Raw genomic sequence first — 24567 nt, forward strand, 5'->3', positions numbered from 1 at the left:
CGCGGCCGGGCGGGCGGGGCGGGGCCGAAGGGCCCGCCCCGCCTCAGCCGTCGCGGCGGGCCGGCGCCGGCGCCGGATAGGACGGGTCCAACTCCTCGATGGCGCGCAGGGCCCCGCCGAGCGTCTTCACCAGCAACTGGCACACGATGTCGCGGGGCAGTTCGGGGCGGGCGATCCAGTCGAGGGTGGCGCCCTCGACGCTGCACACCCAGGCGAGCAGTCCCATCCGGGCCAGCGGCGCGATGTCCCCGCGGCCGTACGCGCCCTGCGCGATGGTCGTGACGATCGCCTCGCGCACGCCGTCCCGGATGGCGTGCACCTCGGCGTCGAAGCCGACGCCGCCGCTGACGATGGTGCGGTAGGCCGCCTGGTGGTGCTCGGCGTAGCGCAGATAGCTGTCGATGGTGCGGTGCACACGGTCCGCGGCCGGCAGGTCAAGGCCGCTCGCGGCGTGGCTGACCAGGTGGGCGACGGAGTCCTCGATGATCGCCAGGTAGTAGCCGCGCTTCGACCGGAAGTAGTAGTAGATCAGTCCCTTGGCGACATGTGCCTGCCGGGCGATGTCGTCCATGGAGAGCGCGTCGTAGGAGGTGTCTGCGAACAACTTCCGCCCGATGGCGATGAGTTCGGCACGGCGCGCCAGCGAGCGCTCGGTGCCGCGCGCCCGCGGCCGGGCGACGGCGGGCTGTTGGTCGATAGGCAATTCGGACCCTGGTCTCAACGGGCTGCGGGACATCCGCAGTATGTCAGAACGTCACAGCAGCCCCAGCTGGGTCACGAGCATCGCCACGACCGCGACCAGGGTCCAGCCCAGGACGTGTTCGAGGATCTTCGGGCCGTCGTCGCGGGGACCGCCCGTGCGGGTGCGGGCGGCGGCTGAGTGTGCGGTCATGGCGTCTCACTGGGGTCGGCTGTGCTGGTTGGACTCCCCCCACCGTGCCGTCCACCATGCCACCGCACGCGGCCCGTGCGGCGGAGAGGTTGGTCACAGGCGCAGGGCCCCCCGCGCGCCCGGGGGCCGTGCCGCCCGCCTCAGCGCACGCCCACCGCCGCGAGCGCCCCGCGCTGGCGCGGCGTCGGACGGACCGGGAAGAAGAGGTAGCACACGCCGCCGGTGCCGGAGACCACCGAACCAGCGGCGTTGTACCGCTTGGTCCTGAGCCAGATGTTCTCCCATTCCCGCCTGAGGTAGACGCGGCGCACCGCCTCGTTGCTCGGCGATGCCGGGTCGTTGGCGATCACATCGCCCTCGGCGGTGAAGCCGATCACGGTCATCAGATGCCCGGAGGTGCCGTACCCGGCCCCGGTCAGCTCGGTCCTGAGGAACGACTGGGACGTTATGGCCGGGATGCCGGCCGCGATCAGCCGCTCCAGATCGGTGAGCGAGCCGAGCCGGGTGACCACGCCCTGCAGACCCCGGAACGTGGCCGCGTAGGCGGCGTTGAAGGGCCAGTTGCCGCAGCCCCGGTACTGGTAGTCGTAGGTGTGGCGGGCGGCGTGGTCCACCTGCGGGTCGGCGTAGCTCGGGTCGACCCAGGACAGCTGCTCGGGGGTGAGCCGGCCGCCCCAGTACTCGATGATCATCTGCGCGGAGGTGGGGCTGCACCATGCCTCGCCGCCGTTGTCGTACTCCGGGTACTGGCCCGCGTGCACCTCCTGCGAGTACCGCGGGACGATCAGCTCCTTCGCGACGCGGTGCGGGGCGGCCGGGACGGTGAAGCGGTCGGGGATGTCGGAGCCCATCGCGCCGAGCCGCCAGACGGTGGGGGTCAGTTGCGAGCCGGGCCTGCGCAACAGGGTGAGCCGCAGCCGGTAGGACACCAGCCGCAGGCCGGAGGCGGCGTCGTCGACGGCGAAGGTGTCCGTCCAGATGCTGCTTCTGCCGTCGGACTGGCCGTCCATGGAGGTCCGTTTGATGTCCTGGTCGCCTGCCGCCCAGCGGCCCATCACATACCAGGGTGTGTCCGTGCCGTCGGAGTACGTCCCGCGCAGCTCGATCTGGATCCAGGTGCCGTCCGGGGTGCGCGCGTTCCAGGAGGCGATGGCCTCGGTGGCCGGGACGCGGAGGTGCTGGACCGGGGAGGTCCAGGTGGCGTACTCCCAGGCGGCGGTGGTGCCGGTGTGCGGGTCCGTGTAGTCGGTGGTGCCCGCGGGGGCGCCGATCACCACGCCGGGGCGGACCCCCGCGACGGCCACGACGCCCTCGGCGACGCCGGAACGCCAGTCGCGGTACGTGGTCCAGGCGCGGTTGTCGACGGGTCGGTCGGGGCCCGGCTCCTCGGCGTCGGGGACGGTCGCGGCGCCCGCCGGCCCCGCGTCGGTGACGACCGCGCCGGAGGTCACCGCGGCGGCGACCGCGGCGGCCAGGACGGTTCTGCGGGACGGCTGTTCGGCTCTGCTCATGGGCAAAAGCACCCCCAGGGTCCGAGTCGGGACGGGTCCGGTCCACGGCGGTCCGGCCCCCGGGCGGTGCCGCCCGTCGGCTCGATCGCCGTGCGGTTGTGCGCCAACTATGGATCAGAGGGCATGCCCCTGCCAGCTTTTCGGGCCATGCCACGCCCATGATTATTGGTCTCGTCCACTGGCACGGCCGCCATGAGGGGCCCGCGGGGGCGTCACCGAACGCTCCGCCGGGAATGCCGCGTTATGCCGTCGGTCGTCTGCGGCACCGACGTGGCCGGCCGGGCCCGCGCGGCGGAGCCGCCTGTCGACACGGCCCCGCGCCCCTTCAGGGCGCTGTCGGCCGGCAGCGGACTTCACCGGGCCTGCTTAGGATGATCCCGGAAAGTCCCCCCTCTCTCGACCCCGGAGGAACCGTCATTCACGACCTCGCCGCCCGGTTGCGCGGCCTCGCGCCGTCCTGCGGTCCGGTCCGGCTGATCGGCGTCGACGGCCACGCCGGCTCGGGAAAGTCCACGTTCGCGGGGGCGTTGGCCGCCGCGCTGGGCGGGGCACCGGTGCTGCACCTGGACGACATCGCCAGCCACGACGAGCTGTTCGGCTGGACCGGGCGGCTGCTGACCCAGGTGATCGAGCCGCTGGCCCGGGGCGAGAGCGCGGCGTACGCGCCCTACGACTGGCGGGCCCGCTCCTTCGGCCCGCCCCGCGCGCTGCCGGCCGCGCCCGTCGTCCTCGTCGAGGGCGTCGGGGCCGGCCGTCGCGCGCTGCGGCCGTATCTGGCCCGCCTGCTGTGGATGGAGTTGGCGCGCGAGGACTCCTGGACCCGTGGCCGCCGACGGGACGGTAGCGAGCAGCGGGAGTTCTGGGCCCGCTGGGTCGAGGCGGAGCGCCGGCACTTCGCCGACGACCCCTCGCGCCCCCATGCCGACCTGCTGGTGCGCCAGTTGCCCAAGGGGTACGAGGTGCTGCCGGGACCCGCCGCGGCCCATGGATCCGCACCGAACGTCACGCACCGTGATGGACCATCCGCTATGTGCTGAATCTGTGAAGGCCCTTGCGTGAGAACTTCTTCGAGTGCTTCAACTCCGCTTGACCCGGGGGCCGTACAGGACTTACGTTCTCAATGTGCGGCCCCTCGGAGCCGCCCGACAGACGCGAAGCCCCCGGTTGTTCCCCCGTGACCGGGGGCTTCGTTCTGCCCGTAGCCCACCCCGCGGACGCCCAACGCGGCGATCCGATCACCCTGGGTCACTGTCGCCGTGTGCGCCCCATCTGCTCCCACCTCGTCAAACGGGCCGTGCGGCACCCTTCGGCGCGCACCCGACGCGCGGGTACGATGCCCCTGGTGCGACCTACGAACGGCTGCTTCGCGCACCTGCAACTCCGGTCCGCGGCACAGCGGTTCGACCAGAGGCGGCCGCCGGGCAGCCGCCCGGCGGTGAACCAACGGGGGCACGGTCTGTGGGGGACGTGATGGACTTCGGCACGCAGGGCCCCAAAGCCCCGGCCGACCTCGCCTGGCTGCGAGGCGTGGACGCCTACACCGTGGGCGCCTATCCGCAGGCGGAGGAGGAGTTCCGCACCGCGGTGCGGATGGATCCCGGGATGGCGGACGCCTGGCTCGGGCTGCACGCGCTGCGCGTCGACACGACGACCGCGCTGCTGCGGATGTTCCGGCACCGCGACCGGTTCGGGGAACAGCGGGCCCGGCACCGCCGCAGCCTCAACTCCTGGTACTGGCTGGGCTGGTGGGTGCAGCCGGTGCTGGAGAGCCCGCGCGACCTGCTGCTCGCGCACTGTTCGCACTGGCTCGACGGCCGCCATGTGCCGGAGCTCGACCGGGCGCTGGCCGGGCTGCCACCCGTGGACACCGACCCGCAGGTCCGCTTTCTGCACGCCTGCCGCGCGTATCTCGTCAAGGACTGGGAACAGCTCGTCCGGCACACCGACCCGCTGCTCGACGACGCCCTGCTCGGCATCGAGGCGGGCCTGTTCGGCGGCATGGCCCGGGTCCGCTTGGAGATGTACGGCCAGGCGGAGCCGCTGCTGTCGGCGGCTCTGATGCGCTGCCGCAGCGAGCAGCCGCAGCGCAAGGAGCTGCGCTACTGGCTGGCCCGCGCCCACGAGGGCACCGGCCGCAGCGCCGCCGCCCTCCCCCTGTACCGGGCCGTGCACCGGGTCGACCCCGCGTTCATGGACACCTCGGCCCGGCTCGCCGCGATCGCCGAGGGCGACGGATACGACGGATACGACGGGTATGACGACGCCGCGGACCTCGCGGCGATCATGCTCACCGGGGCCGGACAGGACAGCGTGGACGGCCCGGACGTGCTCGACCCCCTCTTCGGCGGCGAGGGCCGCGACCTGCGGCTGCCCGAGCCCGACCTGCCGCCGGCCGGCCCGCCGCCGTCGGTGACCGATCCGGCGGTGCGCCAGAAGACGGGCGTGCCGTCGCCGCCGCTGCCCACGGGGCCCACCGATCCCGCCCTGCTGGAGGAGGCGCTTGCCGAACTGGAGCGCATGGTCGGGCTGGAACCGGTGAAACGCCAGGTCAAGGCGTTGTCGGCGCAGTTGAACATGGCACGGCTGCGGGCCGGCCAGGGGCTGCCGGTCCAGCCGCCGAAACGCCACTTCGTCTTCTCCGGCCCCTCGGGCACCGGCAAGACCACCGTCGCCCGGATCCTCGGCCGGGTCTTCTACGCGCTCGGACTGCTCGGCGGCGACCACCTCGTGGAGGCACAGCGGGCCGACCTGGTCGGCGAGTACCTGGGCCAGACGGCCGTGAAGGCCAACGAGCTGATCGACTCCGCGATCGGCGGCGTGCTGTTCGTGGACGAGGCGTACTCGCTGTCCAACTCCGGCTACGGCAAGGGCGACGCCTACGGCGACGAGGCACTGCAGGTGCTGCTCAAGCGGGCGGAGGACAACCGGGACCACCTGGTGGTGATCCTGGCCGGCTACCCCGAGGGCATGGACCGGCTGCTGGCCGCCAACCCCGGGCTGTCCTCCCGCTTCACCTCCCGCGTCGACTTCCCCTCGTACCGGCCGCTCGAACTCACCGCGATCGGCGAGGTGCTGGCCGCGGAGAACGGGGACGCGTGGGACGAGGAGGCCCTGGAGGAACTGCGCTCCATCGCCGGGCATGTGGTCGACCAGGGGTGGATCGACGAGCTGGGCAACGGACGGTTTCTGCGCACCCTGTACGAGAAGAGCTGCGCCTACCGGGATCTGCGGCTGTCGGGCTACCCCGGTGCGCTGTCCCGGGACGACCTCGCGACGCTGCGGCTGCCCGATCTGATGCAGGCGTACGGGGAGGTGCTGTCGGGGCGCGGGCCGCAGGATCCGTCGGCCCTGTGACCCACGCGACGACTTCCGTGCCGCGCAGCGCCCGGACGCCGTGGTGTCCGGTGGGCCGCGGACCGGCCCGGGAGACCGGTGGACGAGGTCGAGCGGCCGCTGCGGGACCACCGGGACGCGGCTGACGACACCCGCGTCGCTCAGACCGCCTCCAGGATCCGCGCGATCGCCGCGATGGCCGACGGCCCCATCTCGCAGCAGCAGCCGATCAGCCGGGCGCCGGCCGCCCGCCACTCCGCGACCCGCCGCGCGCGGAAGCCGACGCGGCCCTCCCCGGCGCGGGCCACGCCATCCCAGGACCCGCCACCGCCGGGGTAGACGACGACCGGCTCGCCAGTGACCCGCGCGGCGACACCCGGCTCAACCGGCCAGCGCCCCCTCCGGTTCGCCGCCATGGCCGGCGGCCCCATCCCGCAGCAGCAGCCGATCAGCCGGGCGCCGGCCGCCCGCCACACCGCGACCCGCCGCGCGCGGAAGCCGACGCGGCCCTCCCGGGCATGGGCCACGCCACCCCAGGACTCGCCACCGCCGGGGTGGACGACGACCGGCTCGCCAGTGACCCGCGCGGCGACACCCGGCTCAACCGGCCAGCGCCCCCTCCGGTTCGCCGCCATGGCCGGCGGCCCCATCCCGCAGCAGCAGCCGATCAGCCGGGCGCCGGCCGCCCGCCACACCGCGACCCGCCGCGCGCGGAAGCCGACGCGGCCCTCCCGGGCATGGGCCACGCCATCCCAGGACTCGCCACCGCCGGGGTGGACGACGACCGGCTCGCCGGTGACCCGCGTAGCACCGCGCGCGCCCGGCTCAACCGGCCAGCGCCCCCTCCGGTTCGCCGCTCACCCGCGACTGAGTCTGCCTGGGCCCGGCGGCCTGCCGGTGCGCGGGATCGCGTACCTCGCCGACCAGCAGCTCCAGCACGTCCTCCAGCGCGACCAGGCCGAGGATGCGGCCGGACGCGTCCGCCACCTGCGCCAGGTGGGTGGCGGCCCGCCGCATCACCGTGAGCGCGTCATCCAGCGGCAGTTCGGCCCGGAGCGTGGTCATCGGGCGCCACACCTGCTGGGGCACGGCACGCTCGGAGTCCTCCAGGTCGAGTACGTCCTTCACATGCAGATAGCCCATGAAGGCGCCGGTCTCCGCGGCGACCGGGAAGCGGGAGAAGCCGGTCCGCGCGGTCAGCCGGACGATCTGCCCGGGCGTGACCGACGGGGGCACCGTCACCAGCGACTCGCGCCTCAGAAGCACGTCGGTGACCGGGCGCGAGCCCAGTTCCAGCGCGTCCTCCAGGCGCTCCTGCTCCTCGGGGTCGAGCAGCCCGGCCTGACCGGAGTCCTCCACGAGGCGGCCCAGCTGCACGCTGGTGAAGACGGCCTCGACCTCGTCCTTGGGCTCGACGCGGAACAGCCGCAGAATGCCCTGGGCGCAGGCGCCGAGCGCCACGGTGATCGGCCGGCACAGCCGGGCGAAGGCGACCAGACCGGGGCTGAGCCACAGCGCGGCCTTCTCCGGCGCCGCCATCGCCAGGTTCTTCGGCACCATCTCGCCGATCACCAGGTGGCAGAAGACCACCGCGGCGAGGGCGATGACATAGCCGAGCGGGTGGATCATGCCGTGCGGCAGATGGATCCACTCGAAGACCGGCTCCAGCAGATGAGCCACCGTCGGCTCGGCGACCGCGCCGAGGGTCAGCGAGCAGACCGTGATGCCGAACTGGGCGGCTGCCATCATCTGCGGCAGGTGCTCCAGGCCGTACAGCACCTGGCGGGCCCGGGCGCTGCCGAGCGGTTCGATCTGGCTGCGGCGCACGGAGACCAGCGCGAACTCGGCGCCCACGAAGAAGCCGTTGGCGAGTACCAGCAGCGCGGCGAAGACGAGTTGCAGCAGGCTCATCGGACCGCCTCCGGGACCGGGGCCACGGGGGCGGTGCGCACCAGCCGGACCCGTTCCGCCCGGTAGTGGCCGACCTGGCGCACCGACAGCCGCCAGCCGGGCAGCTCGGCCCGGTCGCCCGGTGCCGGGATACGGCCGAGCAGATCGGCGACCAGGCCCGCGACGGTCTCGTACGGCCCCTCGGGCACGTCGAGACCTATCCGCCGCAGGACGTCGACGCGGCAGCTGCCGTCGGCGTCCCAGGCGGGCCTGCCGTCCTCGGGCGGCGCCACGGCCAGCTCGGGAAGGTCCTGGCCGTCGTGCTCGTCGCGGACCTCGCCGACCAGTTCCTCGACGATGTCCTCCAGGGTCACCACGCCCGCCGTGCCGCCGTACTCGTCGACGACGACCGCGATGGGCTGTTCGCTGCGCAGCCGGGCGAGCAGCGGCTGCACGGGCAGGGTCTCCGGTACCAGCAGCGCCTTGTGGGCGATCCGGCCGACCGGGGTGCGCAGCCGCTCGTGCGGCGGGACCGCCAGGGCGTCCTTGAGGTGGGCCATGCCGACGATCTCGTCGATCTTCTCCCGGTAGACGGGGAAGCGGGACAGCCCGGTGGCCCGGGTGAGGTTGACGACGTCCTCGGCGGTGGCCGAGGACTGGAGTGCGCTGACCTTCACCCGCGGGGTCATGACGTGCTGCGCGGTCAGCTCACCCAGCGACAGGGTGCGCACGAACAGATCGGCGGTGTCCTGTTCCAGGGCTCCCGCGCGGGCGGAGTGCCGGGCCAGCGAGACCAGCTCGCCGGGGGTGCGGGCGGAGGCCAGTTCCTCGGTGGGTTCGACGCCGAGGGCGCGCACCAGCCGGTTGGCGACCGCGTTGAGCGCGGCGATCACCGGGCGGAACAGGCGGGCGAACCGGTGCTGCGGGCCCGCGACGAACCGCGCGACCTGCAACGGCCTGGACACCGCCCAGTTCTTCGGTACGAGTTCGCCGATCACCATCTGGATCGCGGAGGCGAGCAGCATGCCGACGACGACGGCGACGCCGGGGACGGCGCCGTCGGGGATGCCGGTCGCGGTGACCGGGCCGTTCAGCAGCTCGGCCAGGGCCGGTTCGGCGAGCATGCCGACCACCAGGGAGGTGATGGTGATGCCGAGCTGGGTGCCGGAGAGCTGGAAGGACAGCTCGCGCAGCGAGTCGACGACCCTGCGGGCGCGCCGGTCGCCCTCGGCCGCGGCCTTCTCGGCGTCCGGCCGCTCGACCGTCACCAGGCCGAACTCGGCCGCGACGAAGAAGCCGTTGGCGAGGATCAGCAGGAATGCGGCTGCCAGGAGCAGCAGGGGGGTGGTCATGATGCCGCCGCCTCCGCGGTATGTCGGGAGGGGGCGGCGCAGGTACTACAGGACGATCCGTCCATCGCCTAAGAGGGTCACTCCTCGGGTAGCAGGAACCCCTGTGCGCCGGGCGGCGCGGCGGGGGCGGAGGCACAACGGGAACGCCTCCGCCCACCAGATTAATCAAGACACCGGCCGCCGCGGCAGGGTGGACGGCCCCGAGTCAGCCCTGATGTCGGTCGGGGCCCTGGCCGGCGCGGGCCTCGGCGAGCGCCCGCAGGGCGCTCGCGTCGGCGATGGCCCGCTGTTTGGCGATGCCCGGCTGGATGCCGAGCGCGGGCAGGCTGGTGCCGTCGCTGAGGTCGAGGAAGACCCAGGGGTCGCCCGGACGGAGGTTCACCCGGAGGATCTGCGCCCACTCCAGGCGCCGCCTGCCGGCGATGTTGACGACGGTGACGCCGGACTCGTCGGCGACGACCTTCACCCGGGCGAGCTGGGCCAGCACCCAGAAGATCAGTGCCCCGGTCAGGACGAAGCTCAGCCGCTCTCCCGGGCCGAGCTGTTCCAGTGCCAGCGCGACCCCGGTTATCACCAGGAGTATGGCCACTCCGGCGGTGAGCAGGATCACCCGGGTCAGGTGCGGGCGGAAGGTGACGGGCAGGGTGGGCGGTTCGGGCGGCGCGGACATGCGGGTGCTGCCTCCTCGGCGGTCAGAGGCGGCAGGCGTGGATGGCCGTGGTCAGGATGGCCCGCGCGCCGATGTCGTACAGGTCGTCCATGATCCGCTGGGCGTCCTCGGCCGGGACCATGGCGCGGACGGCGACCCAGCCCTCGTTGTGCAGCGGCGAGATGGTCGGGCCCTCAAGGCCGGGGGTGATGGCGACGGCCTGCTCCAGGTGCTCGGCGCGGCAGTCGTAGTCCATCATCACGTACGTCCGGGCGACCAGGACGCCCTGGAGCCGGCGCAGGAACTGCTGGACCTTCGGCTCGACTGAATCATCGCAGGCACCGTCGGCGCTCGCGCCGGTGCGGCGGATGACGATGGCCTCGGACTTCATGATCGGCTCGCCGATGACTTCGAGGCCGGCGTTGCGCAGCGAGGTGCCGGTCTCCACGACGTCCGCGATGACCTCGGCGACGCCGAGTTCGACGGCGGTCTCCACGGCGCCGTCGAGGTGCACGACGGAGGCGTCGATGCCCTGGTCGGCGAGGTGCTTGGCGACGATGCCCTCGTAGGAGGTGGCGACCGTCCTGCCGCTCAGGTCCGCGACGCCGGACGCGGTGCCGGGCTTGGTGGCGTAGCGGAACGTGGAGCGGGCGAAGCCGAGCGGCAGGATCTCCTCGGCGTTGGCGCCCGAGTCGACCAGCAGGTCGCGGCCGGTGATGCCGATGTCGAGGCGGCCGGAGGAGACGTAGATCGCGATGTCGCGGGGGCGGAGGTAGAAGAACTCGACCTCGTTGGTCGGGTCGACGGTCCGCAGTTCCTTGGACTCCCGGCGCTGCCGGTAGCCGGCCTCATGCAGCATGTCCGCCGCAGGGCCGGACAGGGAACCCTTGTTGGGGACGGCGATGCGCAGCATGAGGTCGGCTTCCTTCGTGTGACGGGAGGGGCTGTACGGGAACTGCGGGGGGTGTGGGTGCCCGTGGCGGGCTCGGCCGTTCGGGCCTACAGATGGGCGTAGACGTCGTCGAGGGAGATGCCGCGGGCCACCATCATCACCTGGACGTGGTACAGCAGCTGGGAGATCTCCTCGGCGGCCGCCTCCTTGCCCTCGTACTCGGCGGCCATCCAGACCTCGGCGGCCTCCTCGACGACCTTCTTGCCGATGGCATGGACTCCCTTGCCGACCAGTTCGGCGGTGCGGGAGGTCGCGGGGTCGCCGTGGGCGGCCTTGTGCTGGAGCTCGGTGAACAGCTCCTCGAACGTCTTCTTGGACATGGTGGTCCCACCCTACGCGGTTGCGGGGACTCCTCAGCGCCAGGGTTCGGATACCGAGCGGAGTGTGGCCGCGGTGGCGACGGCGGCGGTCACCGCCTCGTGTCCCTTGTCCTCCCGGGAGCCCGCAAGGCCGGCCCGGTCCACGGCCTGTTCCTCGGTGTCGCAGGTCAGCACGCCGAAGCCGACGGGTACGCCGGTCTCGACCGACACCTGGGTCAGGCCCTGGGTGACGCCCTGGCACACGTAGTCGAAGTGCGGGGTGCCGCCGCGGATGACGACGCCGAGGGCGACGATCGCGTCGTAGCCGCGGCCCGCCAGCACCTTGGCGACCACCGGCAGCTCCCAGCTGCCGGGGACCCGGAGCAGGGTGGGCTCGTCGATTCCCAGGTCGTTCAGGGCGCGCAGGGCACCGTTCACCAGTCCGTCCATCACCTTCTCGTGCCACTGCGCCGCGATGACGGCGACCCTGAGGTCGCCGACGTTCCGCACGGACAGTTCCGGTGCACCCTTGCCGCTCACGTGTCTCCTCAGTGCTGTTTCTACTGGTTGCCGCAGCCCGACCCGGCCGGTGCGTCCAGCCAGGGCAGGTCGTGGCCCATCCGGTCCCGCTTGGTGCGCAGGTAGCGGAGGTTGTGTTCGCCCGCCTGCACGGGCATCTGCTCGCGTCCGGTGACCTTGATGCCGTGGCGCAGCAGCGCGTCGGTCTTGTCGGGGTTGTTGGTCATCAGACGGACGCTGCGTACGCCGAGGTCGTCCAGGATCCTGGCGCCGGCGCCGTAGTCGCGGGCGTCGGCGGGCAGGCCGAGTTCGAGGTTGGCGTCCAGGGTGTCCCGGCCGCGTTCCTGGAGTGCGTACGCGCGCAGCTTGGACAGCAGGCCGATGCCGCGGCCCTCGTGTCCGCGCAGGTAGACGACGACGCCGCGGCCCTCGTCCCTGATCCGGTCCAGGGCGGCGTCCAGTTGCGGGCCGCAGTCGCAGCGCAGTGAGCCGAAGACGTCGCCGGTGAGGCATTCGGAGTGGACGCGGACCAGGACGTCCTCGCCGTCGCCCAGTTCGCCGTGGACGAGGGCGACGTGTTCGACGCCGTCGGCGGTGGAGCGGTAGCCGTAGGCCGTGAAGGTGCCGTGCCGGGTGGGCAGGCCGACCTCGGCCTCGCGGCGGACGGCGGGTCCGGGCGCGGGCACGCGCCGCTGGGCCGGGGCGGTGGGCGCGGCGGCGCGCAGATGGGCGATCAGGCCCTCGATGGAGATAATCGTCAGTCCGTGTTTGCGGGCGAACGGGATCAGCTCGGGCAGGCGCAGCATACGGCCGTCCTCGCCGGCGATCTCCACGATCGCGCCGGCCGGCCGCAGCCCGGCGAGCCGGGCGAGGTCGACGGCGGCCTCGGTGTGGCCGGGGCGTACCAGGACGCCGCCCGGCCGGGCACGCAGCGGGAAGACATGGCCGGGGCGTACCAGGTCGTCCGGTTCGGCCTTGCCGCTCGCCAGCAGCTGGAGTGTGGTGGCGCGGTCGACGGCGGAGATCCCGGTGCTCACGCCGTGCTCGGCGGAGGCGTCCACGGAGACGGTGAACGCGGTCTTCATGGACTCGGTGTTGTCCTCGACCATCTGCGGGAGGTGGAGCCGGTCGAGTTCCGCGCCCTCCATGGGGGCGCAGATCAGTCCGCGGCACTCGCTCATCATGAACGCGATGATCTCGGGGGTCGCCTTCTCGGCGGCGACGACGAGGTCGCCCTCGTTCTCCCGGTCCTCGTCGTCCACGACCACGACGGGGCGGCCGGCCGCGATGTCCGCGACGGCCTGCTCGATCGGGTCCAGGGCGATCTCCTCGACGGTGTCGGTGCCGTCGGTGGCGTCGGTGCCGTACAGGATCGGTGCCGTGGTCATGCGGGCGCTCCTTCCAGGACGGGCCGCGCGTCCCTGCGGGAGCGCAGCCACCAGTCGCGCAGGCCCCACAGGACCAGTGCGCCGTAGATGACGTAGACGAAGCCGGAGAAGGCGAAGCCGTTGGCGAAGTTGAGCGGGACGCCGACGGCGTCGACCAGGAGCCAGGCGAGCCAGAACTCGACCATGCCGCGCGCCTGGGCGTACATCGCGACGACGGTGCCGACGAAGATGTAGGCGTCCGGCCAGGGGTCCCAGGACAGCGAGGGGTAGGCGTGGAACAGGCCGGACACGGCGAGGGTGCCGACGGCCGCGGCGGCGAGCAGGGCGGCCCGCTCGCGCCAGGTGGCGAACCGTACGGCGATGTGGCCGTCCGCGCCCCGGGCGGAGCCGCGGTTCCACTGCCACCAGCCGTAGCCGGCGACGACCATGACCACGACCTGCTTGCCGGCGCTGCCGGAGAGGTGGGCGGTGGCGAACGCGGCGAACAGGACGAGCCCGGACAGGAACTGCGTCGGCCAGCTCCACAGGGAGCGGCGCCAGCCGAAGGCGAGACCGGCCAGGCCGATCACGTTGCCGATCATGTCGGACCACTTGATGTGCTGGCCGAAGAGGGTGAACGCCTGTGAGTTGAGCCAGGTCACCGGGTCGCCCCCTGGCTCGCGAGCAGCCGCTCGACGTACTTGGCGATGACGTCGACCTCCAGGTTGACCGGGTCGCCGGGCTGCTTGTGGCCGAGCGTGGTCAGGGCGAGGGTGGTCGGGATCAGGCTGACGGTGAAGTGGTCGTCGCCCGCCGCCACGACGGTGAGGCTGATGCCGTCGACGGTGATGGAGCCCTTCTCGACGACGTAGCGGGCGAGGTCCGCGGGCAGGGAGATCTTCACGATCTCCCAGTGGTCGGAGGGGGTGCGCTCCAGGACTTCGCCGGTGCCGTCCACATGGCCCTGCACGATGTGCCCGCCGAGGCGCGCGCCGACGGCGGTGGGGCGTTCGAGGTTGACACGGGAGCCGACGGTGAGGACGCCGAGGCTGGAGCGGTGCAGCGTCTCGGCCATGACGTCGGCGGTGAATTCGTCGCCCTCGTGGTCCACGACGGTGAGACAGACCCCGTTCACGGCGATGGAGTCGCCGTGCCGCGCGCCCTTGGTGACGACGGGTCCGCGGAGCCGGAAGCGGGAGGCATCGCCCAGGTTCTCGACGGCGGTGACTTCACCCAGCTCTTCGACGATTCCGGTGAACACTTCCCGGGTCCTCCTGCCTCTTCGGGCACGGACTCCGGGGCCTGTCGATGACGACAGAAGAAGCGGATGAGCACTCGGGGAACGACGCCGGACGGACCCGTCCGCGGGGGACGCGTCCCAGGACGGCGGCGTGCACGGATGCCCGCCCGCCGCGCACTGCCTCCCATCCGGACTTTAACCGTCGGTCCAGGAATTTCACCTGGTCAACCGGTCGCTGGAAGCGACCGGGTCGCGGACTGTAACCGCCGGTTCGGACTTTCACCGACCCCGGAGTGCGCTGCTTCTGGTACATGCCCAGTGTGCCACGGCGGATCCCCGTCCCGACAGGGCCGCCGTGTGGGGTGGCTCACAGCGCGGCGCGCCGGGCTCGGCCGCTGGGCCGCCCTAGGTCAACTCGCCTGTCCGGGACGACACCTGACCGTGATTCACACCCATTGACCTTACTGGTCTAGTCCTTTTAGGGTGCGGGCGGGCCCGGTGGCGGTGACGACGGCCCTTGCCCGCCGCCGGGCCGCCACCCTGAGCACACCGACCGACGGCGGCGAAGCGCCCCGAAAGGGGCGCGGGGAACTGCGCGACCGACCACGACGACGCCGCAGACGAACGACGGCACCTCCCGGCCCATCCCGCGGAGCGATCAGCGGTCCGCCGGCGTGAACAGGTCGTCCTGGGCGCGCTCTTGGGCGGTCAGCAGGGCCCCGCGGAGCACGGCCGCGCCGCCGAGGGTGCTCGGCCGTACGTCGGTGGCCAGCGGCGACATCCGCCGCACCCGGTCCCGCACCCGGTCCGCGAGCGGGTCGCCGCCGGCCTGGCCGACCTCTCCGCCGAGGACCACACAGCCCGGGTCCAGGACGGCGACGACGGAGGCCGCGCCGATGGCGATCCGGTCGGCGAGGGCGGCGAGAAAGCGGTCGGCGACCGCCGTGGCGGCCCCGGTCACGGCCGTCCGCACCAGGCCGGCGGCGCGCGGCCCGTCCGTGTCGTCGGCGGCGCCGGTCAGCCCGCACGCGTCGGCCAGCGCCTCGATGGCCGCGGCGCCCGCCAGGGAGTGGAAGCCGCCCTCGCAGTCCGTCGCCGAGGGCAGCGTCGCGGTGCCCGGGACCGGCAGGAAGCCGATCTCGCCGGTGCCGCCGGAGGCGCCGCGGCGCAGGGTGCCGTCCAGGACGACGGCGGCGCCCGCGCCATGGCCGAGCCAGAGCAGGACGAAGGTGTCGCGGTTGCGGGCGGCGCCCTCGCGCTGTTCGGCCACGGCGGCGAGATTGGTCTCGTTCTCGACGCTGACCCGGGCCTCGGGCAGGCGTTCCTGAAGGGCCGCGACCAGCCGCCGGTGCCAGGCGGGCAGGCCGGAGGAGTCGCGCAGTTCGCCCGTGGCCGGATCGATCAGGCCCGGTGCGCCGATGCCGACGGTGTGCAGCCGGTCGGCGCCGGCCTCCTTCGCGGCCCGCTCCACGAGCGTCACCGCCTGCTCCACCGCGGGCCCGGTCCCGATGTCCCCGGCGATGGGCAGGGACGCCTCGGTGAGCACCCGGCCCAGCAGGTCGGACACCAGCACGGAGACGCCCTCCGTGCGGACGTCGAGCGCGGCGAGGTGGGCGCGGTCGGCGACGATGCCGTAGAGCCGGGCGTTCGGGCCGCGGCGCTGCTCACCCGATTCGCCGACGACCGTGATCAGGCCGCGGTCCGTCAGCCGCTCGACGAGGTCGGCGACGGTCGGCCGGGACAGCCCCGTCAGCTGCTTCAACTGCCCTGCCGTGAGCGGGCCTTCCTCCTGTAGCAGCCGCAGGGCGAGCCGGTCGTTGATGGCCCGGGCGGTGCTCGGGGATGCGGGCATGACGGGAATCCTCCCAGATCGGCGGAGCCGGCCGGCCGGCCGCTGCGTGCCGGGACGGCGACGATACTCCCTATCTATCAGGCAGGGTCCCTGATAGTTTACGGCCCGAGACAGCGGGGCGACCGTCCAGGGAGGGGCCGGAAGATGAGCGGCGTGCGCTACGCGCAAGGTGAGGTGAGACGCGCCCGGTACGCCGTAGCGGCCGTGTTCGCCGTGCACGGGGCCGTCACCGGCTCGTTCGCGACCCGGGTGCCCTGGATCCAGGACCATGCCTCCCTGGGCGCGGGACAACTCGGGTTCGCGCTCGCCTTCACGGCGTTCGGCGCCTCGTGCTCGATGCCGGTGGCGGGCCGGATCAGCCATCGCTTCGGCAGCCGGACCGCGCTGCGCGGACTGATCGCGCTGTGGACGCTCGCGCTGATCCTGCCGAGCCTCGCGCCGAACCTTTACACGCTGTGCCTGGCGATGTTCGCCTACGGCGCGAGCGCCGGCATGGCCGACGTGGCGATGAACGCGCTCGGGGTGGAGGTGGAGCGGCTGCTCGGCAAGTCGATCATCTCGGGGCTGCACGGCATGTGGAGCGCGGGTGCCCTGATCGGCTCGGCCGCCGGCACCCTCGCCGCGCACCTGGGCTCGGACGCGCGGCTGCACTTCGGGCTCGCGGCGGCCGTGCTCACGCTGCTCGGTGTGCTGGCCGCCGGCTGGGTGCTGGACCTCAAGCCCGCCGAGGACGAGGAGCCGCCGCCGCGGTTCGCGCTGCCGCCCCGCTCGGCGCTGCTGATCGGCGCGGTCGGCTTCTGCGCGGTGTTCGCGGAGGGCGCGAGCCTCGACTGGTCGGCGGTGTTCCTGCGGGACCGGCTGGACAGCTCCGCCGGGCTCGCCGCGGCCTCGACGACCGGGTTCATGCTGACCATGGCGATCGCCCGGATCGCCGGGGACGCAGTGGTGAACCGCTTCGGCGCGGTGCGCACGGTCCGGGCGGGCGGGGTACTCGCCGCGGGCGGCGGTCTGCTGATCGTGATCGCGGGGCATCCGGCGGTGGCGATGACCGGGTTCGCGCTGATGGGGTTCGGCATCGCGGTCGTGGTACCGCTGTGCTTCGCGGCGGCCGGGCACAGCGGCCCCAATCCGAGCCAGGCCATCGCGGGCGTGGCGACCATCACGTACACCTCGGGCCTGATCGCGCCCAGCCTGATCGGCGGGGTGGCCCAGGCGACCAGCCTGATGGTGTCGTTCTGCCTGGTGACCGTGCTGGCGTGCGGGCTCGCGGTGTTCGCGGGCGTGCTGGGCCCTGGCGGGCGGGGCCGGACGGAGGTCGGCCGCCCCGCGGCGGCGGTCCCCGAGCCACGGCCCTGAACCCCCGCTCCTCCCCCGGCGCCCGTCGGGCGCGTCACGGCGGCCGGCCCCAGCGGTTGCTGTCGCGCTCGCCGTGACACGGGATGCCGTCGGCCGGGTGCGGCGTTGTGGGGGTTGAGCGCGCAGTTCCCCGCGCCCCTTCGGGGCACAGTACGCCGTCGGCCCAGTGCGGCACTGTGGGGGTTGAGCGCGCAGTTCCCCGCGCCCCTTCGGGGCACTGCTGGCCGTCGGTCGGGTGCGGCACTGTGGGGGCTGGGCGCGCAGTTCCCCGCGCCCCTTCGAGGCACAGCACGCCGTCGGCCCGGTGCGGCACTGTGGGGGCTGAGCGCGCAGTTCCCCGCGCCCCTTTGGGGCGCACGTAGCCCTGACAATGGGGTGGATCCACTTCACGTACAGGGAAAGCGAAACCTCACCATGGACCTCGGCGTGCGCTGGAAGCTGCACGGGGACGGGCGTACGCCCGCGCCCGGAGCGGTGGTACGCCCCGACGAACGGCTGTCCTGGCCCCGCACGATGGGCCTCGGCGCCCAGCACGTCGTGGCGATGTTCGGCGCGTCCTTCGTGGCCCCCGTCCTGATGGGCCTCGACCCCAACCTCGCGATCATGATGTCGGGCGTCGCGACCGTGATCTTCCTGCTCGCGACCCGCGGCCGGGTGCCGAGCTATCTGGGCTGCTCCCTGTCCTTCGTGGGCGTCGCCGCGGTCATCCGCGCCCAGGGCGGCACCAGCGCCACGGTCACCGGGGCGGTCTTCGTCGTCGGCGTCGCCCTGTTCCTCGTGGGGCTCGCCGTGCAGCGCTTCGGGGCGCGCATCATCCACGCGGCGATGCCCCCGATCGTCACCGGCGCCGTGGTCATGCTGATCGGCTTCAACCTGGCACCGGTGACCGCGTCCACCTACTGGCCGCAGGACCAGTGGACGGCGCTGCTCGTGATGCTGTTCACCGGTCTGGCCGTGGTCTGTCTGCGCGGCTTCTGGTCCCGTATCGCGATCTTCCTGGGCCTGGTCTTCGGATACGTCGTCTCCTGGGCCTTCGACCGGATCTTCGGCCGGATCCACTCGGTGGACGCGAGCGGCAGGCTCACCGACCACTGGCGCCTGGACCTGTCCGGCGTCGGCAAGGCCGACTGGATCGGACTGCCCTCCTTCCACGGCCCCTCCTTCCAGTGGTCGGCGATCCTGGTCGCCCTGCCGGTCGTCATCGCGCTGGTCGCGGAGAACGCCGGACACGTCAAGGCGGTCGGCGAGATGACCGGTGACCCCCTCGACGACCGGCTCGGCACGGCGATCTCGGCGGACAGCGTGGCGTCGATGCTGTCGACCGCCGTCGGCGGCCCGCCGAACACCACGTACTCCGAGAACATCGGCGTGATGGCCGCCACCCGCGTCTACTCGACGGCCGCGTACTGGGCCGCGGCCGGCTTCGCGCTGCTCTTCGGCCTGTGCCCCAAGTTCGGCGCGGTCGTCGCCGCGATCCCGGGCGGGGTGCTCGGCGGCATCACCGTCATCCTGTACGGCATGATCGGCCTGCTCGGCGCGCAGATCTGGCTGCACGCCGAGGTGGATCTGCGCAACCCGCTGAACCTGGTCCCGGCCGCCGCCGGCATCATCATCGGCGTCGGCAACGTCTCCATGAAGTTCACCGACACGTTCTCGCTGAGCGGGATCGCCCTCGGCACGCTGGTCGTCATCACCGGCTACCACGCGCTGCGCGCCTTCGCGCCCGCCCATCTCAAGGGACAGCGGCCGCTGCTGGACGAGGGCACCTCCGCCTACGACGAGAGCGCCGACCCCGACGGGGAAGGCCACCGCGCCGGTTCGTAGGCGAACTCCGGCGTGCACCTCCCCGCGGCGCCCTCGCGGCCCGCGGTGCCCGCCCCGTGGCACACCCCCGCGCGACGGGCCGGTTCGCCCGTTCCGGGGACGCGCCGGGCCCGTCGGCACGCGGGTCGGCCACGGGCTGGGACGCTGCCCCCATGGCGCAGTTGGAACAGTTCACGACGTCCGTCCACACCGTGGACTCCGTCGTCGCGCGGATGCGCGCCCTGGACGCCGCCCTGCCGGCCCGGGACGGGGTCGCGGTCTTCAACCGCGTCTACCTCACCGTCACCGAGGAGGTGGAACGGCGGCTGGACGCCGGGTACTTCACCGACCGGCGGGCCGCGACCGCGCTGGACGTGCGGTTCGCGCACCGGTACCTGGACGCGGTGGACGCGGCGGCGGACGGACGGCGCGCCCCCGCCTGCTGGCGGCCGCTGTTCCAGCTCCGCCGCCATCCGGGCGTACGGCCGCTGCAGTTCGCGCTGGCGGGCGTCAACGCACACATCGGCCACGATCTGGCGCTCGCCGTGGTGGACACCTGCCGGACGCTCGGCTGCGCACCGGACGACCTGGAGGACGAGTTCGACCGGGTGGGCGATCTCCTCGTCTCGCTTGAGGAACGCGTCCGGGAGGATCTGATGCCGGGGCCCGACCTCCTCCAGATCGCCGACCCGCTCACCCATCTGCTGGGCTCCTGGAGCCTGGAGCGGGCCCGGGACGCGGCCTGGTCGGCGGCGCGGGCCCTGTGGGCGCTGCGCCGGTACGGGGACCTCGCCGAGGAGTTGGCCGAACGCCTCGACGCGGCCGTCGGCCTCGCGGGCCGGCTGCTGCTCACCCCCCTACCGGACTGATCCGGCCATTGCCCGAGCGTTGCCCGGAAACCTGTGTACAGGGCAGGTACGTTGACCGGCAGGCACCCGATTGCGAAGGAGCAGCGGTATGGCGATCCGGCTCGGTCTCGGTCTTCCCCAGATGCGGCAGTACTCCATCGGCAAGGACGTACCCGACGTGGCCCGCGCGGCCGAAGGGATCGGCTACGACAGCCTGTGGGTCTTCGAACGGGCCCTGTTCCCCGAGCCGGCCACCCAGGGGCTGTACGGCATCGAGGGGCTTGCCTGGCCGGACGGTTACCGCGATGTCGCCGATCCGCTGGTCACGCTCACCCTGGCGGCGTCGGCCACCGAACGGGCCCGGCTCGGCTCCAGTGTGCTGGTCGGGCCGCTGCACCAGCCGTTCCAACTGGCCAAGGCCCTCGCCTCGCTGGACGCGGCGAGCGGTGGCCGGGTCCTCGCCGGCTTCGGCACGGGCTGGTCCCTCGACGAGTACGCGGCGGCCGGGATCCGGCCGTTCGAGGAGCGCGGCCGGGTGCTGGACGAGTTGATCGAGGTCTGCCGGGCGGTGTGGGGCCCCGACCCGGTGCGCTACGAGGGCGGCATCACCAAGATCGCCTCGGCCGTGGTCGGGCCGAAGCCCGCCCGGCCGATCCCGATCCTGCTGGCCGCGGGCACCAAGCGGGCGCTGCGGCGGCTGGTCGACCACGCCGACGGCTGGCTGCCGGTGGGCCTGGGCGCCGACCAACTCGCCGCGCAGTGGCGGCAGGTGCAGGACCTGGCGGCCGAGCGGGGCCGCACGGAGCCCGTCAGAACGGTGCTGCGGGCGAACACGATCCTGACGGCCGCGCCCTACGCCGGCGCCGACCGCCGGCCCTTCCAGGGCGATGCCGGCCAGATCGTCGAGGACCTGGTGGCCCACGCGGCCGTCGGCCCGGAGGAGATCATCGTCGATCTGCAGAGCGGCGCCCGCGACGCCGCACACCTCAAGGACGTCGCCGCGGAGGTGTACGAGAAGGCGCGGGCCGCGGGCGTCTGAGCGCGGTCATTCCTCGGGGAGTTCCACCGGGGCTATCGCGTCGTAGACGTCGCCCGGCCCTGGGTTGGTGGGGTCTGTCGCCCCGCCGAGGTGGTGCAGCACGCCCCAGACCGCGTTGAGCGCGGTCTGGACGGCGCCCTCGGCCCAGCCGGCCGTCCAGGAGATGTCGTCGCCCGCGAGGAAGATGCCGCGTTTGCCGGCAGGCAGCCGGTCCTGCATGAAGTGGGTGAACAGGCGCCGCTGATAGCGGTAGTGGCCGGGCAGGTTGGCCTTGAACGCGCCCATGAAGTAGGGCTCGTTCTCCCAGGAGACCGTCACCGGGTTGCCGATGATGTGACTGCGGATGTCGACGTTCGGATAGATCTCGCCGAGGGACGTCAGCATGACCTCCATCCGCTCCCGGGCGCTGAGCGGCAGCCACTTCAGACTGTCGTCGCACCAGGTGTAGGACAGGCAGATCACGGCCGGCCGGTCCGGGCCGTCGTCGAGCAGATAGGTGCCGCGCGTCATACGGTCGGTGAGCGTCATCGACATCACGTCCCGGCCGGTGGCCGGGTCCTTGTCCCGCCAGAACGGCCGGTCCACCGGGACGAACAGTTTGCTGGACTCCATGTAGTGGGTGCGCTCGATCGCCGTCCAGTGGTCGATCGGGAAGAGCGAGTCGTCGCAGGCGATCTGGGAGAGCAGCATCCAGGACTGGGCGGTGAACACGACCGCCCGGTAGGTGCGGATGTCGCCGTGCGCGTCCGTCACCGTGATCCGGTCGCCCGCCGTGCGGTGCAGCCGGGTCACCGCGGGCCGGGGCGCACCGTCGTGGTGCAGCGCCGCGAGGGAGGTCCCCTGGGCCCAGTGCACGATCTTCTCCGGCGCCCGCTCCCACAGCCGCAGCGGCAGTTGCTGGGAGCCGCCGACGATGCCGCGGTGGTGGTCGTCGGCCTCGGTGTAGACGACGCGCAGGATCTCCAGGATGGAGTTGGGGAAGTCGGTGTCCCAGCCGCCGGTGCCGAAGCCGACCTGCCCGAAGATCTCCCGGTGCCGGAAGGAGCGGAACGCCGGGGAGTCGCACAGGAATCCGTAGAAGGTCTGGTTGTCGAGTCCGGCCACCAGCCGTGCCCAGATCTCCCGGATGCGCGGCACGTCCCGCTCGCGTATCGCCCGGTTCATGGCGGAGAAGTCCGCGCCCTCTTCGAGGCACCTGTGCCAGGCGTCGGCGACGTCCCGGTAGACCTGCGGCAGGTCGTCGATCGTCTCGGCGTAGTGCGACTCGCCCTTGAGGTCGACGACGGTCGACGGCGTCGCCTCGGCGAGGGGGTTGGGGAAGGGGCGCGTGCGAAGGCCGACCAGGTCGATGTAGTGCTTCAGGGCCGTGGAGGACGGCGGGAAGCGCATCGCGCCCATCTCGGCCGTCAGGGACGGGTCGCAGCCGTCGAAGCCCACCGTGCGCAGCCGGCCGCCGAGCCGGTCGGCCTCGTACACGACGGGCCTCAGGCCCATCTTCATCAACTCGTAGGCGGTCACCAGGCCGGACAGGCCGCCGCCGACGACCGCGACCTCGGTGCCGTGCTCGGTCGCGGGGATCTGGCCGAGGCCCGCCGGGTGGGCGAGGTAGTCGTCGTACGCGTACGGGAAGTCCGGTCCGAACATGGTGATCGGCGGCTGCTGCCCAGGGGCGCGCCCGGCGGCACCTGGCACCGTGGACGTCATGGGGTGGGGACTCCTTGCTCGGGTGAACTCGGGTGAGATGTAAGGAGGTTCAGCGGGCGGCCCGGTACAGGCCGGGGCGGCGGTCGCGCAGATACGGGTTGGCCTCGCGGGATGCCGCCAGGAAGCCGGGGTCGACGTCGGCGACGAGCAGGTCCTCGGTGCGGCCGGCCCGGGCGCGGGCGGTGCCGTCCGGTCCGGCCAGCGTGGACAGCCCGACGAAGTCGAACTCGCCCTCCGGTCCGACCCGGTTGACGTAGGCGACGTACATCTGGTTCTCGAAGGCCCGCACGGGGACCAGCGACTCGGCGACGAACTGGTAGGGGTGCATCTGTGCCGTCGGCACGACGAGCAGGTCGGTGCCGGCCAGCGCGTGCGCGCGGACGTTCTCCGGGAACTCGACGTCGTAGCAGATCAGCAGGCCGACGGTGAGGCCGTCCAGGTGGGCCTGGACGACCGGCCGGTCGCCGGGGGTGAAGTGCGCGCGCTCGAAGGGGCCGAAGAGATGGGTCTTGCGGTAGCCGGCGAGCCGGGTGCCGTCGGCGGAGATCAGCTGGGCGGAGTTGTGCACGGCGGCGCCCGCGCGCTCCGGGTAGCCGTAGGCGATGGCGAGGCCGTGCCGGCGGGCGATGTCGGCGACCGCGTCGGCCCGGTCGCCGTCGGCGGGTTCGGCGAGGCGGCCGATGTCCGCGCCGATCGCGTACCCCGTCAGGAACATCTCCGGCGTCGCCAGCAGCGCGGCGCCCGCGGCGGCGGCGCGGGCCGCGGCCTCGTCGAGGACCGTGAGGTTCTCGACGACGGAGCCGGGGCGGCCGGAGCTCTGGAGCAGGGCGATGCGCATGCGTGATCCTCACCGGTGCGGGGGGTTGGGGGGCCACCTAGACCGTACGGTCGGCGTACGGGCCGGACAAGAAGCACCCGTTGCGCGCCGACGAGCGGTTCATTGCGCGCATCCGGACCCACCCGGCGATTCGTTGCGAAGCGCTCCGCTGGATGGGCCGTGCTGCGCCGTCAGTTGTCCGCGGCACCGTCGTGGCTGGGCGCGCCCGCGCGGCGGAGCCGCACATCAATACAGCCCCGCGCCCCTTCAGGGCGCGCTGCCGCACCGTGTTGCGAAGCGCTCCGCCGGATGGGCCGCACTGTGCCGTCAGTTGTCCGCGGCACCGTCGTGGCTGGGCGCGCCCGCGCGGCGGAGCCGCACATCACTACAACCCCGCGCCCCTTCGGGGCGCGCTGCCGCACCGCAGCGGACTTCGTCGGGTCTGCTCAGCGCCGTCGGCAGCGCGCCGGTTCCGGGTCGCTGCCGACGCGGGACGCGGCGATGTCGCTCAGGTCTTCCAGGGTGAGACCGACGAGGCTTGCGCGGACGGTGCGGCCGGGTGCGGCGTCGATCGGCGCGAGGGACGGCACGGCCAGGACGGCGCAGCCGGCCGCCTCGGCGGAGGCGACCCCGGTGCCGGTGTCCTCGACCGCCACACAGGCCGCCGGGTCGACGCCCAGGGCGCGGCAGGCGGCGAGGTAGGGGTCCGGGTCGGGCTTGGTGCGGCCGGTGTCGTCGGCGGTGACGGAGACCGCGAACCGGCCGGGTCCGAGGGCGTCGAGCACGATGTCGGCCACGGCCCGCGGGGACGCGGTGACCAGGGCGGTGGGGATGCCGGCCCGGCCGAGCGCGTCGAGCAGGCCGACGGCGCCGGGGCGGGGCACGATGCCCGTGCGGACGCGGGCCGTGAACTCCCGGTGCAGTTCGTCCGCGAGGCCGGCGGCCGGGCGCCCGGCCGCCGCGGCCAGCCAGCCGGCGGTGTGCTCGACCGCGCGGCCGAGCACTTCGGGCCGGTCGGCCGCGGTCAGCGGGCGCCTGGCGACCCGCTCCACCGCCTCCCACCACAGCCGCTCGGTGTCCACGAGCGTGCCGTCCATGTCGAACAGGACGGCTTTCAGCGGGAGTCGGGGATGGGGGATCACGT

At 73.0% G+C, this 24567-nt stretch carries 22 protein-coding genes, 1 pseudogene and 1 riboswitch; of the genes and pseudogenes, 6 read left to right on the forward strand and 17 right to left on the reverse strand.

What is annotated here, in order from left to right:
* Positions 1-43: 43 nt before the first annotated feature.
* The 3 genes from AC27LF_RS12515 to AC27LF_RS12525 all read right to left on the reverse strand — a co-directional run bounded on the left by AC27LF_RS12515 (position 44) and on the right by AC27LF_RS12525 (position 2403).
* The gene (locus AC27LF_RS12515) at positions 44-736 is read right to left on the reverse strand and encodes a TetR/AcrR family transcriptional regulator (RefSeq protein ID WP_479656392.1); all 693 of its coding nucleotides are present in this window, start codon (positions 734-736) and stop codon (positions 44-46) included.
* Positions 737-754: 18 nt separating this feature from the next.
* Positions 755-892, reverse strand: a complete 138-nt coding sequence (locus AC27LF_RS12520; RefSeq protein WP_479656393.1) for an SCO1431 family membrane protein — start codon at positions 890-892, stop codon at positions 755-757.
* Between the two features lie 140 nt (positions 893-1032).
* A complete protein-coding gene (locus tag AC27LF_RS12525; RefSeq protein ID WP_479656394.1) occupies positions 1033-2403 on the reverse strand; it encodes a peptidase C39 family protein in 1371 nt (456 codons plus the stop codon).
* Between the two features lie 371 nt (positions 2404-2774).
* Between AC27LF_RS12525 and AC27LF_RS12530 the strand changes: the two genes are divergently transcribed.
* On the forward strand, positions 2775-3440 hold the full coding sequence (locus tag AC27LF_RS12530; RefSeq protein WP_479656395.1) for a uridine kinase family protein: 666 nt from the start codon (positions 2775-2777) through the stop codon (positions 3438-3440).
* A 433-nt stretch (positions 3441-3873) separates the two neighbouring features.
* Positions 3874-5757: an AAA family ATPase gene (locus AC27LF_RS12535; RefSeq protein WP_479656396.1), complete on the forward strand. Its 1884-nt coding sequence runs from the start codon at positions 3874-3876 to the stop codon at positions 5755-5757.
* A 140-nt stretch (positions 5758-5897) separates the two neighbouring features.
* Here AC27LF_RS12535 and AC27LF_RS12540 read toward each other — a convergent pair whose 3' ends face one another.
* From AC27LF_RS12540 to AC27LF_RS12590, 11 genes are all read right to left on the reverse strand, one after another.
* Positions 5898-6371, reverse strand: a complete 474-nt coding sequence (locus AC27LF_RS12540; RefSeq protein WP_479664816.1) for a homocysteine S-methyltransferase family protein — start codon at positions 6369-6371, stop codon at positions 5898-5900.
* 190 nt (positions 6372-6561) lie between these two features.
* Positions 6562-7647 (reverse strand): hemolysin family protein, encoded by a 1086-nt coding sequence (locus tag AC27LF_RS12545; protein ID WP_479656398.1) that lies wholly within the window; start codon positions 7645-7647, stop codon positions 6562-6564.
* A complete protein-coding gene (locus tag AC27LF_RS12550; RefSeq protein WP_479656399.1) occupies positions 7644-8978 on the reverse strand; it encodes a hemolysin family protein in 1335 nt (444 codons plus the stop codon). Before AC27LF_RS12550 ends, AC27LF_RS12545 begins: the two co-directional genes overlap by 4 nt.
* A gap of 205 nt (positions 8979-9183) precedes the next feature.
* Positions 9184-9648, reverse strand: coding sequence for a PH domain-containing protein (locus AC27LF_RS12555; RefSeq protein WP_479656400.1), 465 nt, complete (start codon positions 9646-9648; stop codon positions 9184-9186).
* Positions 9649-9670: 22 nt separating this feature from the next.
* Complete coding sequence (gene hisG, locus AC27LF_RS12560) at positions 9671-10540, reverse strand: ATP phosphoribosyltransferase (RefSeq protein ID WP_479656401.1); 870 nt, start codon at positions 10538-10540, stop codon at positions 9671-9673.
* Between the two features lie 86 nt (positions 10541-10626).
* Positions 10627-10899, reverse strand: a complete 273-nt coding sequence (locus AC27LF_RS12565; RefSeq protein WP_007491392.1) for a phosphoribosyl-ATP diphosphatase — start codon at positions 10897-10899, stop codon at positions 10627-10629.
* Between the two features lie 33 nt (positions 10900-10932).
* Positions 10933-11418 (reverse strand): 6,7-dimethyl-8-ribityllumazine synthase, encoded by a 486-nt coding sequence (gene ribH / locus AC27LF_RS12570; protein ID WP_479656402.1) that lies wholly within the window; start codon positions 11416-11418, stop codon positions 10933-10935.
* A 20-nt stretch (positions 11419-11438) separates the two neighbouring features.
* Complete coding sequence (locus AC27LF_RS12575; protein ID WP_479656403.1) at positions 11439-12785, reverse strand: bifunctional 3,4-dihydroxy-2-butanone-4-phosphate synthase/GTP cyclohydrolase II; 1347 nt, start codon at positions 12783-12785, stop codon at positions 11439-11441.
* The gene (locus tag AC27LF_RS12580) at positions 12782-13426 is read right to left on the reverse strand and encodes a nicotinamide mononucleotide transporter family protein (protein ID WP_479656404.1); all 645 of its coding nucleotides are present in this window, start codon (positions 13424-13426) and stop codon (positions 12782-12784) included. Before AC27LF_RS12580 ends, AC27LF_RS12575 begins: the two co-directional genes overlap by 4 nt.
* The gene (locus AC27LF_RS12585) at positions 13423-14025 is read right to left on the reverse strand and encodes a riboflavin synthase (RefSeq protein WP_479656405.1); all 603 of its coding nucleotides are present in this window, start codon (positions 14023-14025) and stop codon (positions 13423-13425) included. Before AC27LF_RS12585 ends, AC27LF_RS12580 begins: the two co-directional genes overlap by 4 nt.
* A gap of 149 nt (positions 14026-14174) precedes the next feature.
* A riboswitch (FMN riboswitch) is annotated at positions 14175-14305 on the reverse strand.
* A gap of 357 nt (positions 14306-14662) precedes the next feature.
* The gene (locus AC27LF_RS12590; protein ID WP_479656406.1) at positions 14663-15856 is read right to left on the reverse strand and encodes an ROK family transcriptional regulator; all 1194 of its coding nucleotides are present in this window, start codon (positions 15854-15856) and stop codon (positions 14663-14665) included.
* Positions 15857-16000: 144 nt separating this feature from the next.
* Here AC27LF_RS12590 and AC27LF_RS12595 point away from each other — a divergent pair, with 144 nt between their 5' ends.
* From AC27LF_RS12595 to AC27LF_RS12610, 4 genes are all read left to right on the forward strand, one after another.
* Positions 16001-17212, forward strand: coding sequence for an MFS transporter (locus AC27LF_RS12595; protein ID WP_479656407.1), 1212 nt, complete (start codon positions 16001-16003; stop codon positions 17210-17212).
* A gap of 414 nt (positions 17213-17626) precedes the next feature.
* Positions 17627-19036 carry a uracil-xanthine permease family protein gene (locus AC27LF_RS12600; protein ID WP_479656408.1) on the forward strand — a complete coding sequence of 470 codons (1410 nt, stop codon included), beginning with the start codon at positions 17627-17629 and terminating at the stop codon, positions 19034-19036.
* A gap of 152 nt (positions 19037-19188) precedes the next feature.
* Positions 19189-19884 carry a DUF5995 family protein gene (locus AC27LF_RS12605; RefSeq protein WP_479656409.1) on the forward strand — a complete coding sequence of 232 codons (696 nt, stop codon included), beginning with the start codon at positions 19189-19191 and terminating at the stop codon, positions 19882-19884.
* 88 nt (positions 19885-19972) lie between these two features.
* Positions 19973-20902, forward strand: coding sequence for an LLM class F420-dependent oxidoreductase (locus AC27LF_RS12610; RefSeq protein WP_479656410.1), 930 nt, complete (start codon positions 19973-19975; stop codon positions 20900-20902).
* Between the two features lie 6 nt (positions 20903-20908).
* Here the strand turns inward: AC27LF_RS12610 and AC27LF_RS12615 are convergent, their stop codons facing one another.
* The 3 genes and pseudogenes from AC27LF_RS12615 to AC27LF_RS12625 all read right to left on the reverse strand — a co-directional run.
* Complete coding sequence (locus AC27LF_RS12615) at positions 20909-22606, reverse strand: flavin monoamine oxidase family protein (RefSeq protein ID WP_479656411.1); 1698 nt, start codon at positions 22604-22606, stop codon at positions 20909-20911.
* 49 nt (positions 22607-22655) lie between these two features.
* Positions 22656-23444, reverse strand: a complete 789-nt coding sequence (locus AC27LF_RS12620) for a carbon-nitrogen hydrolase family protein (protein ID WP_479656412.1) — start codon at positions 23442-23444, stop codon at positions 22656-22658.
* Between the two features lie 488 nt (positions 23445-23932).
* Positions 23933-24565: pseudogene (locus AC27LF_RS12625) on the reverse strand (HAD family hydrolase); the annotation flags it as partial.
* Between the last annotated feature and the right edge of the window lie 2 nt (positions 24566-24567).

The organism is Streptomyces diversicolor (genome assembly GCF_057537855.1).

Coding starts and splice junctions, on each gene's coding strand:
- AC27LF_RS12610 (WP_479656410.1), top strand. CDS start 19,973: ATGGCGATCCGGCTCGGTCTCGGTCTTCCCCAGATGCGGCAGTACTCC.
- AC27LF_RS12530 (WP_479656395.1), top strand. CDS start 2,775: ATGATCCCGGAAAGTCCCCCCTCTCTCGACCCCGGAGGAACCGTCATT.
- AC27LF_RS12550 (WP_479656399.1), bottom strand. CDS start 8,978: ATGACCACCCCCCTGCTGCTCCTGGCAGCCGCATTCCTGCTGATCCTC.
- AC27LF_RS12535 (WP_479656396.1), top strand. CDS start 3,874: ATGGACTTCGGCACGCAGGGCCCCAAAGCCCCGGCCGACCTCGCCTGG.
- AC27LF_RS12525 (WP_479656394.1), bottom strand. CDS start 2,403: ATGAGCAGAGCCGAACAGCCGTCCCGCAGAACCGTCCTGGCCGCCGCG.
- AC27LF_RS12515 (WP_479656392.1), bottom strand. CDS start 736: ATGTCCCGCAGCCCGTTGAGACCAGGGTCCGAATTGCCTATCGACCAA.
- AC27LF_RS12600 (WP_479656408.1), top strand. CDS start 17,627: ATGGACCTCGGCGTGCGCTGGAAGCTGCACGGGGACGGGCGTACGCCC.
- AC27LF_RS12595 (WP_479656407.1), top strand. CDS start 16,001: ATGAGCGGCGTGCGCTACGCGCAAGGTGAGGTGAGACGCGCCCGGTAC.
- AC27LF_RS12615 (WP_479656411.1), bottom strand. CDS start 22,606: ATGACGTCCACGGTGCCAGGTGCCGCCGGGCGCGCCCCTGGGCAGCAG.
- AC27LF_RS12565 (WP_007491392.1), bottom strand. CDS start 10,899: ATGTCCAAGAAGACGTTCGAGGAGCTGTTCACCGAGCTCCAGCACAAG.
- hisG (WP_479656401.1), bottom strand. CDS start 10,540: ATGCTGCGCATCGCCGTCCCCAACAAGGGTTCCCTGTCCGGCCCTGCG.
- AC27LF_RS12520 (WP_479656393.1), bottom strand. CDS start 892: ATGACCGCACACTCAGCCGCCGCCCGCACCCGCACGGGCGGTCCCCGC.
- AC27LF_RS12540 (WP_479664816.1), bottom strand. CDS start 6,371: ATGGCGGCGAACCGGAGGGGGCGCTGGCCGGTTGAGCCGGGTGTCGCC.
- AC27LF_RS12590 (WP_479656406.1), bottom strand. CDS start 15,856: ATGCCCGCATCCCCGAGCACCGCCCGGGCCATCAACGACCGGCTCGCC.
- AC27LF_RS12575 (WP_479656403.1), bottom strand. CDS start 12,785: ATGACCACGGCACCGATCCTGTACGGCACCGACGCCACCGACGGCACC.
- AC27LF_RS12605 (WP_479656409.1), top strand. CDS start 19,189: ATGGCGCAGTTGGAACAGTTCACGACGTCCGTCCACACCGTGGACTCC.
- AC27LF_RS12555 (WP_479656400.1), bottom strand. CDS start 9,648: ATGTCCGCGCCGCCCGAACCGCCCACCCTGCCCGTCACCTTCCGCCCG.
- AC27LF_RS12620 (WP_479656412.1), bottom strand. CDS start 23,444: ATGCGCATCGCCCTGCTCCAGAGCTCCGGCCGCCCCGGCTCCGTCGTC.
- AC27LF_RS12545 (WP_479656398.1), bottom strand. CDS start 7,647: ATGAGCCTGCTGCAACTCGTCTTCGCCGCGCTGCTGGTACTCGCCAAC.